A 13,451-nucleotide genomic window follows, 5' to 3' on the forward strand; every position below is an offset into this window, starting at 1 on the left:
TCTGTCATATAGTTCAGATTATTACCCTTCGATTTAACACTCCGTCACGTACGGCTTTAAATATGTAGCAGAGACTTCTCTTTCTTTCATTCTCTTTCAAAGATAAAATAAAGTACTTAAAAACACGAAGGCTGATGGCAGTGCGACTGAAAATGACATTATCCTTCAATATATATCTTGAAAGTATCATATTTCTTATCAGGTAATATATTTTCCAGGGGGGTATTTTACGCCCTGAGGAAGTATCTATATCATGGTAAACCAATAGCCCTGGGTGGTAAAGTATCTTATATCCCTGGCTATGAAGTTTGAATGAATAGAAGACGTCATCGAAATATATAAATATATCTTTATCAATTAACTGGTATGTTTCTTTTAACAACCGGAAACTAACAACGCAACCAACGAAAGAAAAAGTAGAGACCTCCGAAGACTGATTTTCATCCGGTAAAAAAAACTGCGGATTAAACAGATATCTGAGGGTATGAGTGATTGTTGCCTGATGCGTTCTCCAGGGAATGTTCATCTTACATATCTGATTCTGCCGGTTGACAACTTTAGCGCAATAAACAGAGTATTCCGGACAACAGATTTCGGAGAAGCGGTCAATAAAATCATTGTCCGGAAATGCATCATCATCATAAAAAACGACCCAGTCTGTTTGCAAATTTTGCGCAATAAATTCTGCGCCCAGTGCAAAACCCGCAGCTCCCCCCTGGTTAGAGTCAGCGTTTATAATATACAACCTTGGATCATGTTGTGCATTGAGGAACTCCGCAGTCCCGTCATCAGAATGGTTATTAACCACCACAACAGCATCGAAGGCCAGAGCGAGTGTGGCTTCCAGGGTAGTCTGCAGTTTTTTACACCGGTTATAGGTTACAATCAGACTGACCATCTTCATCTGACTTTTACCGTAAATGCAGGCATAACCGTATCTGCTGCGATGGAAGACAGATACGTTTCTGCCACATTAAGTGCTTCAGCAATTGTAACATCCATATCAAGATAACGATACGTCGCCAGTCTGCCGGTAAAAGTCACTTTTTTTTCATTTTCTGCCAATACCAGATAGCGCTCCAGCATTTCCATTTCACCGACCTGACGAATCGGATAGTATGGCGTATCATCGGCCTCACATTTCCTGCTGTATTCTTTGTAACATACAGAACCGCTATGTTTTTCCCAGGGAGAAAAATATTTATGTTCTGTAATACGAGTATAGGGTACATTTTCCGAGCAATAATTCATTACCGCTGTTCCCTGATAGTCACCGTCACACCTGACCGTTTCGAAATCAAGAGTCCTGTATCCCAGGCGGCCATATACAAAATTATAATAAGCATCCAGAGGCCCGGTAAAGAAAAGGTGATCAATGTTTTCGGCATCAGAAGGCTGATAATGATGATTAAGTTCAAGCTCAATACCAGGATGATTTAATATATTATCGATCAGAACAGTATAGCCTTCTTTTGGCATGCCCTGATATTTATGATTAAAGTAATTATCATCATAATTAAATCTTACCGGAAGACGCTTAAGAATGGATGCAGGTAACTCATCCGGAGACATCCCCCACTGTTTGATGGTATATCCTTTAAAAAAAGCTTCATAAAGTTCTTTACCGATAAATTTTAACGCTTGTTGCTCAAAAGTGCGAGGGTCTTTAATTGACTGATCACTCTTGCTTTCAATTAATTTACGGGCTTGATCCGGAGAGCAGGTTGTTTTAAAAAATTGATTGATAGTATGTAAATTAATCGGTAATGAAAAAACCTGATCTAAAACTGTTGCCTTGACCCTGTTTGTATAAGGCATCATTTCACAGTAACGATTGACATAATCCCATACGGTCTGGTTATCCGTATGAAAAATATGTGGGCCATAAGTATGGACCATAATATCTGTTTCAGGATCCCGTTCACTATAACAATTTCCGGCACTGTGTGGCCGGCTGTCAATAACTTTAACCTTGTGCCCCTGTTCAGCTAACTGACGAGCAATAACCGCGCCTGAAAGGCCTGCTCCAACGATAAGGATATTTTTACGGTTTTTCATTGTTCACCCAATAATTTTTCTACGGAATTTATAATAGTATTTAATTAAAAAGTTACGCTGTGCGCTTCCTGTAGGAGCATAGCGATCAACTAGCGGCATTATTTTTCTTTTTATTTTTGTCTGAAATAATATTTTTTCCTGAGCATTGTAAACATTATTGATAACCCTGGGATATAGTCTCTGAGTCAATTCACTGCTCCAGGGTGTTGAATTAAGATAGCTTTCAAAATTATCAAAATAATCAACATCTTTAGTATTCCATGGTTTATTTTCCCCGGCAAAATGAATCATTTTGGGGTTCATCCTGGCTTTCAGAAAATCCAGATAGGTAGATAACCGGAGATTAGGATAGAAATCATCTGTATTGCCATTTCCATGATAAACATTCCATTCCAGAGGCAGGTAATGGACACGATCATAAAAAACTTTGTTCATAATATCCTGGTCAAGGAACCAGTAATACTTGTCTTTTATTTCATCAATCAAACGCTGGTAGGTATTCTCTGCTGACATCTGGACAATATTAAAAAGAATAATTCCTGCCTGAAAATACTGCTCAGGATGGGTCATACCTAATACAGAGATAAGATATTTTCTCGCTGGCATAGTTCCGCAAGAAGAATCTGCTATCGCACCAAATTTTAAAAATCCTTCCATGACTATATCACGTACGGCAGCAACAAGATTATTGCCAAGATCTATATCGATTAGTTCAGAAACATCACTTTCAACAATAGTATCTGCATCAATAAATAATACTTTATTGTATAACTCAAACAGCGCTGGTATAAATAACCGTGCATAGGTTGCTGCCGTAAAGTGACCTCGGGTATGGACGGTACTTAACTCAGTAAATGCATTTATATCAAAGAACCTCAGACTGATATTTAACGCATTTTTTGTCAGTTCATATATCCTTCGCTTGTTAGCAACAGAAATAGAGTTTTCTAAAATAATAATGTCATAGTTTTTATCTGAACGTGAGTTCTTCAAAATAGAATTGATTAAAGCGGCCCCTGAGATGGAATATTTATCATCAAAACAGATAACTATCGGCACAGAGTGATTATCAAAAACTGGCTTTATTTTTCCATTGAAAGTTTCCTTTGAAACAAAAGTTCTCTGAACTTCTTTTGTTTTTATCTCAGGATTTTCATTGATTTTATGGATGATGAATATATTAAACAACCTTTCGGAAATATGACCAATAACTCTTTTTTCCTGAGCATTGTAATTCCTGAAGGCTATTCTTTTCTCAAGTTCATCAGTTATAGAGAAAAGCCACTCAGAATACTCATCAAAAATATGTTTTTTCATTACAAACATATTTGTATAATAACCTTCATGATCGTCATTAAACTTCCTGATACTTGATTCGAATTCAGGATAAAGCTCTTTAACAATAGCTAATGCAAGATCATAATCTCCGATATGCAAATACTCACCTTTTGCATAATGGATATAATTATTTTTGCTCCCTGCATTTAATACTGACCATTTTCTAGGGAGTAATATATCCACCCCTTCAAGTGATTCAGCGATACCTTCATCTGTTAACTGAAATTTTTCCTGATAGTCTCTGTCAATCTCTGGATAAACTACAACCCCCCAGTTATCTTCGGGAAAATTCTGTATTTTGGAAAAATTCAGGTGTCTGCGATAATGCATAAAACCGATATAATCAGAGTCACCACTATTCTTCCATGCCCAGTATTGTGCTGTCAGTTCACAATAGAAAGGATTTTTGAATGATATATTATCATCGCGGTCATCACCTTCACAACCAATGGTATTTAACGTATTAGCTTTTCCTACATGCAGAGGTGTAATGCAGGAGGCATCAAGAAAAGCACTTGGCTTATGATGACTGGTATATATTTTTATTTTATTCATTTTAAGACATCATTTCCAGATATTGTGGGATAATCTGCCCGGCCTTACCGGCAGCTTTTAAGTTATGGTTTTCTATCCAGATAACCTGATCGCATATTTTCTCAACATCTTCCATACTATGGCTGACAAACAGAATAGTGATCCCGCGTTTCTTAAACTCATTGATGGTGGCGATACATTTTTTCTGGAATGCCACATCTCCGACAGCTAATACTTCATCAATTATCAGTATATCCGGTTCAACCTGGCTGATAACAGAAAACCCGAGTTTTGCCAGCATACCACTGGAATACACACGGATGGGCTCATCAATAAAACTTCCCAGCTCAGAAAAAGCAATAATCTCTTCCAGTTTTTCCAGAACCTGTTTTTTCCTGAGTCCAAGCAAGGTGGCATTCAGAATAATATTTTCACGTCCCGTTAACTCCGGATGAAATCCTCCACCCAGCTCAAGCATTGATGCAATTCTTCCATGGGTGATAACACTGCCTGAAGTCGGCTTTATCACACCGGCAACCAATCCGAGCGAAGTACTCTTTCCTGCACCATTACGACCGATAAGGGCGACAGCTTGCCCTTTTTCTACTTTAAAACTGATATTTTCTATAGCCTTATACTGTCGTCCTTTCAGCAGTGAAAGGGCCCTGCGAGGATGAAATATCAAATCTTTCACACCACTGCCTATATGGTGATATAACGGATATGATTTTGATACATTTTTAAATTCAATAGCAGTTTTCATTACAATATCTCAGCAAAACGGAATTTCAGTTTATTGAATATGAAACTACCGACCACTAAAAATAACCCAGAATATAAATACATTTGTGCAATAGAGTTATAATCAATAGTACCTTTCATAAAGAGATCACGCCAGGCCAGCATCATTTCTGATACAGGGTTAACTTTAAGCATCCACTGATATTCTTTAGGAATAAGATCTGCTGAGTAAAGAATTGGCGTACAATAAAACATCAGCATGATAACCAGCGGAATAAAACGCTCAAGGTCTCTGAAAAACAGATTTAATGAACTTATCGCTAAAGACAGCCCAAGAGTTAATATCATTTGCGCCATTCCGATTAACGGAACACCCCATAACCATGACCATGAGGGGGTCATATTATATATCAATAGGAAAATAATAATTACTGGTATGGTACAAATAAAATGCAAAAACTCCATGAAAACATTACAAAATGGAATGATTGACCTGGGGAATACGGTTTTTTTGATGATCTGTGCATTAGAAATAAATGAGAATAACGAATTACTGACTGAACTGGCGAACCATTGCCAGGGGAATAATCCGGTAATCAGAAAAACTGTATAGTCCGGTATCTGAACCCTCATTACCAATTTAAAAATAAAGTAATAAATCAGCGCAAATAATAAAGGATTTGCAATAGACCATAAATAGCCAAGAAAACTGCTTTTATACCTGACCTTCAGTTCTTTCTCCGTAAGCACAGAGATAAGATCGATTAAATAACCAGCACTAAACTTCATTTTCTCTATCCGATTTTAAGTCTGAGAAGGTAACTGACTGTATTTTTCCACGCTACCGCCCCGGGCTTTTCAGCTACCCGTACACTATATAACTGTTAAAAATTCAAGCTGAACTTATGTGCTAATATGCCGGCAACTCTGTCACCGGCATCCCAGATTCCTTATCAGCGATACCCGTTGGGATTTTTACTCTGCCACAACCAGGTATCACGCATCATTTCATCAAGGCCGCGGCTGACTGTCCAGCCCAGTTCACGTTCTGCCAGCGAAGGATCCGCCCAGAAAGCCGCCAGATCACCACTGCGACGTGGTTTGATAGTATAAGGCACCGGTTTTCCGCAGGCTTTTTCAAAGGCTTTGATCATTTCCAGCACCGAATAACCTTTGCCGGCACCCAGATTATAAGCACGGTAACCAGTACTCTGTTTCAGGTGATCCAGGGCTTTAAGGTGCCCTTCCGCCAGGTCAACTACGTGGATATAATCCCGCTGGCAGGTACCGTCCGGAGTGTGGTAGTCGTCACCGAAGACACCTAACTGCGCCAGCTTACCGATAGCTACCTGGGCTATATAAGGTAGCAGATTATTCGGGATACCGGCCGGGTCTTCACCGATTTCACCTGACGGGTGCGCCCCTACCGGGTTGAAATAACGTAACGCGATAGTATTAAACGCCGGCTCTGCACGGGAAAAATCCTGCAACACCTGTTCGATCATCACTTTAGATGTCCCGTAGGGGCTGGTCGTCCCGCCGATCGGGGTGGTTTCAACATAAGGAACCGGGGCATGCTCACCGTATACCGTCGCTGAAGAACTGAAAATAAAATTCATGATCCCGGCGTTGCGCATCTCTTCCAGTAATATCACTGTGCCTGAGACATTATTGTCATAATATTCAAGGGGCATACGGGTGGATTCACCCACCGCTTTCAGTGCCGCGAAATGAATGACTTCCGTCACAGGATAGTCAGCAAACAGTTTTTGCAGGCACTGACGATCGCGGACATCACCTTCAACAAAAGTCGCAGCTTTACCGGCCAGTTTTTCCACACGGCGCAGAGATTCCTGTGACGCATTACAAAGATTATCCAGTACCACAACGTCATCACCACGTTCCAGCAGTGCCAGTACCGTATGAGACCCGATATAACCTGCACCACCCGTGACTAAAACTGACATATCTGACTCCATGTTGTTAATGTTATAAAGAGATAACAATCAATTATTTTGCGATAATACGGCGTATGCTCTCACGGAATTCCTGCCCCTGTGAAGGGTTATGCAGCCCGTAACTGACAAAAGCCTGCATATAACCAAGTTTGCGCCCACAGTTATAATCCGTACCACTCAGTAACGAAGCTTCTACCGGTTGTTTTTTGCTCAGACTGGCGATGGCATCTGTCAGCTGGATACGCCCCCAGGCACCGGCTTCCGTCTGCTCCAGCTCTTTCCAGATCGCCGCCGACAGTACATAACGCCCTGCCGCTGCCAGGTCTGATACTGTCTCAGCAGCCTGTGGCGGTTTTTCGATAAATTCTTCTATCTCGCTCACATCTCCGGGGTTATCAAGCACTGTGCGGGTAGTGATGACGGAGTATTCAGACAGGTCTTCGCCCGGCATATGCTTGCTCAGTACCTGGCTGCGGCCTGTTTCTTCGAAGCGCTCTATCATTGCCGCCAGGTTATAACGCAGGTGATCGGCAGTAAAACCATCCAGCACAATATCAGGCAATACCACGATAAAAGGATTATCGCCGATCATCGGTTTAGCACATAAAATAGCATCCCCCAGCCCCAGAGGTTGTGGCTGACGGACATTCATGATCGTCACACCCGGCGGACAAATGGACTGCACCTCTTTCAGTAACTGACGCTTAACCCGCTGTTCCAGCAGGGCTTCAAGTTCATAAGTCGTATCAAAATGGTTTTCGACCGCGTTTTTAGACGCATGGGTCACCAGGATAATTTCTTTAATCCCTGCGGTTGCACATTCATCAACGATATACTGAATCATTGGCTTATCAACTATTGGCAACATTTCTTTGGGAATAGCTTTTGTGGCCGGTAATAAATGCATACCTAATCCGGCAACCGGAATCACAGCTTTTAATTTGGTCATAAATAATCCATTCCTTAATCAAAATTAATGCCTGATTATGTGCGACAACGCAGCTTAATCTGCATCAGTATCTTCTGAAATCATCTCAGCGACCAGCCATTCCGTCGTCATTGTCTGCCGGTTCGCACTGCCGGTAACCCGGATGCCGTTTTCACCGGATAATGGTAGCCAGTACAGCGATACCGTTCAGGTACCGGTGACACAGCGTACCTTCTGAGTCACTGACTGCGTCTTATGCTGCTGGCTGTACAGTTATTCTCAGCAAAAACGAATGTTATTCACGTTCTGAAAAACCAGCCCCGTTCAGGTTTACCCTTTCCCCGCCATAATCAGCCCCCCGGGGGAAGGCTTATCCGGACAGACTATTTTTGAGGTGCAGTGCGATCCGTATGGTCTGTCCAGCGATTCAGGCGATTTCTCAGCTCATTGCGCATATCACCATTCAGCAGCTGGCCGATGGGTAATGCATAGCGCAGTTTATCCCATGGCCCGTAGAAACGCAGGGGTATTGGTTGGTCAGCCAGTAACTGTACCAGCCTGCTATCCCCTTGCCAGTTTTTCATTAGCAATGCAAAAGTGATATCCATAGAACGGGCCGAAAAACTGATATTCCCCTGACCGTTAAGTTGCATATCATGACTTTCTCCCCGCAGCTGAGTGATTTTCAGTACTCCCGGGGTCAGGCTGATGCGGCCATTAAGTTCCGGCACCGGTGAATGGGCCAGTGACCCCGCCTGTACCCTGTCACTGGATCTGGTAACCGCGTCACTGACCATCTGCGGCAGGTTGAAAGGTGCCGTATCCAGCTGATCGATTCCCAGGCTGGCTTCGCCCTGCCATTGATTAAGAATATCATTATTACTCAGGCCATTACCTCTGAACTGTCCGTTCAGTGTTAAGGTGCCTTTCACTGCCTGCGGTAACTGCAAAAAGGCCAGTACCGGTTGTAACTCAATATTACGTAATACGGGGCTGAAGCTGACCTGCATTTCGGCTGGCCGTAAGTCAATCTGTCCCGGCAGCGAGAAGTTCCCCGCCCCTGACTGCCCGGTCAGAGTATTAATATTGATTAATCCCTGATTCGCGGTGGTATCTAACTGTAAATGTGCTAATGGCAGCCCTCGCCATATGGCGTTACTGGCACGGATGCTGATATCCATATTCGCAGTACGTAGCCAGGTTTGCTGCAACGGCTGGCTGGCAGTATCGGCAATCACCGGTGCCCTGACGACATGGGGTGATGACTGACTGACTGAGCTGCCGGCAGATGCCAGCAACTGGTCAAAGTCCGCAGTGTCGGATACCAGTCGCGCCCGCAGTCGCGGAACAGGTTGTAACTGGCCGTCAATATTCCCCGAAAAATCACTGTTGTTCGCCTGCAGCGAAAGGCCGGAAACGGCAAACTGCTGACCTGACGGACGCCAGATGGCATTAAATACGGCATGGCCATTGATACCGTTTGCCGGTAAGTCGACCCCGGAAATCTGATAGCCGGACGCTGTTACCTGCAACCCCAGTTGTTGCGGATACTGGCTGGCATCCAGGTTACCGCTCACTGTCAGTTGCAGATTCTGCTGATTACGCGAGACCCTGCTACTGAAGTCAAACTGGCCTTGTTTATTTTTTTGCTGGCGGACAGACAAATTAAGATCACGAAAATTCATCTGGTTGCCGCTGGCGTCCTGCCAGACAAACAGGCTGTCGACAATATCCAGTCGGGCAATATCGAAACTCCATCCGCGTCCCACTGCCGGTTCTCCGGTGGGGCCTTCTGCCGGCCCCACCGGAGAACCGGGCTGGCGTTCACCTGCAGTCGACGGCAGGTCACGGATCACCGCATTTTTCAGCAACACCTGGCTGACTTTAAGCTGATGGGATAACAGTGGTAATAACTCAACATCCAGCCGCATATTTTCTGCTGTCACCGCCGGCTGGCTGGCACCCGGGGCGGTTAACGATAACTGGTCACTGAGGATGCTGAGCTTTGGCCATACATGCCAGCGTAATTCACCGGAGAGTTTTAACTGATAACCACTGCGTTTAGCGACCTGTTGCGCCATATACCCGCGAAAATCATTCGGATTTACCAGCAGTACCAGCGCTGTCATTCCTGCGACAATGACCACCAGTAATATTGCCAATGTGGTTATCAATCTTTTCATACCATCCCCGGTGTGAATAGTTAGTCTTTATCTATCCTGCTGGCAACTGCGCCTTGCTGATCGCGATATTTTGCGTCTTCTCTGCGATTATACGGGCGCTGGGCAGGGCCTGACAGTGGTTCGAAACTTAATGCCCCTATCAACATACCCGGTCGTAAAGCCAATGGCAATTTACCTGAATTATAGAACTCCAGCACAATCCGGCCTTTCCAGCCCGGGTCAATACGGTGCGCCGTCACATGAACCATCAGGCCCAGCCGTGCCAGAGAAGAACGTCCGTCCAGCCAGCCTACCAGGTCATCCGGCAGGGTCACCGATTCCAGGGTAACAGCCAGAGCCAGCTCACCCGGATGCAGGAAAAATGCATCCCCCTCCGGCAGGTTAATCTCATCACTCATCACCCGATCCAGTGCCGCGCTGACTTCAGCTTTCGGACCACTTAAATCGATATATGCCGCCGTGTGCCCGCGGAATGTCCGGAACTGGTTACCCAGCCGGACATCTACGGTCGCACCGTTGATACGCTCCACCGGCGGACGCGGTGAAATATCAAGTCTGCCATCGTCGAGCCAGTTTTCTATATCCCGGTCACACAATCTCATGCAGATGTCTCCTTTAATCCCTGCTGCTGACAAAAAAGGAGGGAAATCCCCTCCCTGTCGTCGTTATTCAAAAAACTGATTAATTTTCGCTTTCAGAATATCAATAGCAATGCGGTTTTTACCCCCGCGCGGCACAATGATATCGGCATACTGTTTGGAGGGTTCAATAAACTGCAAAAACATCGGACGAACCGTTTTCTGATACTGAGTCATCACGGAGTCCATTGATCGGCCACGTTCATTGACATCGCGTTTCATTCTGCGCATCAGACAAATATCTAACGGTGTATCGACAAAGATTGAGAAATTCAACTCATTGCGTAACCGCGGGTCGGTCAGTAACAGGATCCCTTCAAGGATAATAACCTTTTTAGGCTCCAGATTAATCGTTTCCTTCATCCGCGTGTGTTCAGAATAGCTATACACCGGAAGTTCGATCGCACTACCTGCTTTCATTGCCTGTAAATGCGCCAGTAATAAATCATGATCCATCGCATTCGGATGGTCATAATTAGTTTTAATCCTCTCTTCCATAGTGAGGTGGCTTTGGTCCCGGTAATAACAATCTTCCGGGATCACACCGATATGTTCGTCACCTACCTGGTCACGAATTTCACGATAGAGCGTGCTGGCAATCAAACTCTTACCTGAGGCTGAAGCTCCGGCAATACCGACGATTACGCACTGATGGGACGTGTCAGTCATACTTTTTTGAGACCTGAAACTGAAGCCGGTATTTTCTGATAATCTACAGATCATACAGGCAAATTGAGAGGGTATACGCCGGCGATTATAGGGATTTCACCGCACTGATGCCAGAAAAAAGCATCAGTAATCTTCAGACTACGCCCATAGGCTGCCCCGGTAATATTCTATATACTCCCCTGCCACACCGGATACTGATTAATTATTGCCCGCAGCTACGGCTATCACCTGAATACTATGTTCACCAGGGAAAATATGTACTGGAAAAATTTAACTTATTTTGGCGACAGTATGTTGCTGCTACCCACTGCCGTATTAATAGCTATATTTCTGCTCTGGAAAAGCGGTCGCTGGCAAACCGCCTTCGGCTGGCTGGTCACTTTTGGCAGTGCCGGTATGATTGTCAGTATCTCTAAGGTAATGTTTATGGGCTTTTTTCTCGGCAGTAAAACCTATAATTTTACCGGTTTCAGTGGCCATACCACTATGTCCTCCACCTTCTGGCCGGTCTTTATGTGGCTGATATCGGCCCAATGGCCGTTAGTGCGCCGCCGCTGCTTAATTATTGCAGGGTACCTGCTGCCGCTGGCTATTGGCTTTTCCCGGCTGCAATTACATGCCCATTCTCCCAGCGAAGTCATTACCGGCGCCATACTTGGCCTGAGTCTGAGTTCGCTGTTTTTGTTTGTTCAGCGACATACGGCGCTGAAAGCTATTCCGCTAACCCAGCTGGCACTTTTTGCCTGCCTGCCGGCGGTTATTTTATTGCAGGGACAACCCGCAACTACTCAGCAATTCCTGGCAAAGCTATCAGCACGGCTGGCAGGTATCGAAAAACCCTTCACCCGGGCTGAGCTGCTGCACTCAGGCACAACAAATTAATTTCAGCCATTTACGCACGGCCGTTAACAGGGTAAAGTCGCCCCCTTTTTTTTTATTGATCAGGGGGCGAAAGCCATGTTTATTGGTTTTGATTACGGTACGGCGAACTGTTCTGTCGCAACTGAACAGGCGGGGATATTCCGGCAATTACTGCTGGAGAATACGTCACCGCTGCTGCCGTCAATGATATCTGCGCCGCTGCGCACCGTCCCCAGTGAGTGGCTGTATCGCTGCCACAATATCGACTTTCCTGCTGCAGAGAATAAAGCACTGCTGCAATATGCGTTGCGTCTCAACCGTGAAGAAGATATCCGTGTCACACCGCAGAATGTCAGTTTCGGCCTGCAGGCGCTGGAAAACTATATTGCTGACCCTGAAGATACCTGGTTCGTAAAATCACCAAAGTCCTTCCTCGGGGCTTCCGGTCTGAAGCCACAACAGATCGCTTTTTTCGAAGATCTGGTCTGTGCCATGATGCTGCATATTCGCCAGCAGGCAGAATTACAGACCGAAACGCCCGTCACCCATACAGTGATAGGCCGGCCGGTCAATTTCCAGGGGATCGGCGGCGAAGACGCTAACCGTCAGGCGCAGAATATCCTGTTACGGGCGGCACAACGTGCCGGATTCCGTGAAGTAGAATTTCAGTATGAACCTGTGGCTGCAGGGCTGGAGTTTGAAGCCACCCTGAGTCGTGAAACCCGGGTGCTGGTTGTCGATATTGGCGGCGGTACCACCGACTGTTCATTGCTGCTGATGGGCCCGGAATGGCGGAATAAAGCTGACCGTACCGCCAGCCTGCTCGGCCACAGTGGCTGCCGTGTCGGCGGAAATGACCTGGATATAATGCTGGCTTTTAAAACCCTGATGCCGTTACTTGGTCAGGGCGGTAACAGCCGTACAGGTACCGGCTTACCGACACTGCCATGGTGGAATGCTGTCGCCATTAATGATGTGAATGCTCAGAGTCAGTTTTATTCCACTGAATGCGGAGCACAACTCCGGCAGATGGTTAAAGACGCACAGCACAGCGAACTGGTACAGCGCTTATTCACGGTATGGAAACAGAAACAGAGTTACCAGCTGGTACGCAGTGCCGAAGAAAGTAAAATCCGCTTATCAGAAAGCAGTCACACTGCTGTTCCCCTCAGTTATATCGATGCCGGTCTCGAAACATCCCTGGATACCCGGCAGCTCAATGAAGCAATACGCCAGCCGCTGGACAAAATGATCCAGCAAATTACCGGCGTTATGGCCGGGTCAGATACGCTGCCGGATGTGGTCTATCTGACCGGCGGCAGTGCCCGCTCTCCTCTGTTGCGCGAGGCTATCGCCCGGGTTCTGCCTGAAACCCCGGTCACCAGTGGTGATGATTTCGGCTCCGTCACCCTTGGTCTGGCTCGCTGGGCCAGTACGCTGTTTGGTTAACTCTGCATTGAGTTACCGGCGCCCCGTTACGGGGCGTTTTTTTGCTTTCAGTTCCCCTTCTCCCGTCATCATTCCCTGTATTCCGCTGCCAGAT

12 protein-coding genes are annotated in these 13,451 nt (G+C 45.4%); 2 read left to right on the forward strand and 10 right to left on the reverse strand.

The annotated features are described in order from the left end of the window. Positions 1 to 13: 13 nt before the first annotated feature. From JK198_RS13970 to udk, 10 genes are all read right to left on the reverse strand, one after another. Complete coding sequence (locus JK198_RS13970; protein WP_212709944.1) at positions 14 to 904, reverse strand: glycosyltransferase; 891 nt, start codon at positions 902 to 904, stop codon at positions 14 to 16. Continuing rightward, positions 901 to 2,058: a UDP-galactopyranose mutase gene (gene glf / locus JK198_RS13975; RefSeq protein WP_212709002.1), complete on the reverse strand. Its 1,158-nt coding sequence runs from the start codon at positions 2,056 to 2,058 to the stop codon at positions 901 to 903. Before glf ends, JK198_RS13970 begins: the two co-directional genes overlap by 4 nt. A 3-nt stretch (positions 2,059 to 2,061) precedes the next feature. After that, positions 2,062 to 3,951: a DUF4422 domain-containing protein gene (locus JK198_RS13980; RefSeq protein WP_212709945.1), complete on the reverse strand. Its 1,890-nt coding sequence runs from the start codon at positions 3,949 to 3,951 to the stop codon at positions 2,062 to 2,064. Position 3,952: 1 nt separating this feature from the next. Beyond that, positions 3,953 to 4,693, reverse strand: coding sequence for an ABC transporter ATP-binding protein (locus tag JK198_RS13985; RefSeq protein WP_212709741.1), 741 nt, complete (start codon positions 4,691 to 4,693; stop codon positions 3,953 to 3,955). Beyond that, positions 4,693 to 5,460: an ABC transporter permease gene (locus JK198_RS13990; protein ID WP_212709946.1), complete on the reverse strand. Its 768-nt coding sequence runs from the start codon at positions 5,458 to 5,460 to the stop codon at positions 4,693 to 4,695. The genes JK198_RS13985 and JK198_RS13990 overlap by 1 nt, the downstream gene beginning before the upstream one ends. A 164-nt stretch (positions 5,461 to 5,624) precedes the next feature. Further along, a complete protein-coding gene (galE, locus tag JK198_RS13995; RefSeq protein WP_212707139.1) occupies positions 5,625 to 6,638 on the reverse strand; it encodes a UDP-glucose 4-epimerase GalE in 1,014 nt (337 codons plus the stop codon). Between the two features lie 43 nt (positions 6,639 to 6,681). Beyond that, positions 6,682 to 7,578: a UTP--glucose-1-phosphate uridylyltransferase GalF gene (gene galF / locus JK198_RS14000; RefSeq protein WP_212709947.1), complete on the reverse strand. Its 897-nt coding sequence runs from the start codon at positions 7,576 to 7,578 to the stop codon at positions 6,682 to 6,684. Positions 7,579 to 7,940: 362 nt separating this feature from the next. Beyond that, positions 7,941 to 9,740 carry an outer membrane assembly protein AsmA gene (asmA, locus tag JK198_RS14005; RefSeq protein WP_212707141.1) on the reverse strand — a complete coding sequence of 600 codons (1,800 nt, stop codon included), beginning with the start codon at positions 9,738 to 9,740 and terminating at the stop codon, positions 7,941 to 7,943. 20 nt (positions 9,741 to 9,760) lie between these two features. Then, the gene (dcd, locus tag JK198_RS14010; RefSeq protein ID WP_212707142.1) at positions 9,761 to 10,342 is read right to left on the reverse strand and encodes a dCTP deaminase; all 582 of its coding nucleotides are present in this window, start codon (positions 10,340 to 10,342) and stop codon (positions 9,761 to 9,763) included. A gap of 63 nt (positions 10,343 to 10,405) precedes the next feature. Beyond that, positions 10,406 to 11,047: a uridine kinase gene (udk, locus tag JK198_RS14015; protein ID WP_212707143.1), complete on the reverse strand. Its 642-nt coding sequence runs from the start codon at positions 11,045 to 11,047 to the stop codon at positions 10,406 to 10,408. Between the two features lie 255 nt (positions 11,048 to 11,302). Between udk and JK198_RS14020 the strand changes: the two genes are divergently transcribed. Then, positions 11,303 to 11,929, forward strand: a complete 627-nt coding sequence (locus tag JK198_RS14020; protein WP_212707144.1) for a phosphatase PAP2 family protein — start codon at positions 11,303 to 11,305, stop codon at positions 11,927 to 11,929. 75 nt (positions 11,930 to 12,004) lie between these two features. After that, entirely contained in the window at positions 12,005 to 13,357 is a 1,353-nt protein-coding gene (gene yegD, locus JK198_RS14025) for a molecular chaperone (protein ID WP_212707145.1), read from the forward strand. The last annotated feature ends 94 nt before the right edge of the window (positions 13,358 to 13,451 follow it).

Source organism: Tatumella sp. JGM91 (assembly GCF_018257575.1).
Taxonomy (GTDB): domain Bacteria; phylum Pseudomonadota; class Gammaproteobacteria; order Enterobacterales; family Enterobacteriaceae; genus Tatumella; species Tatumella punctata.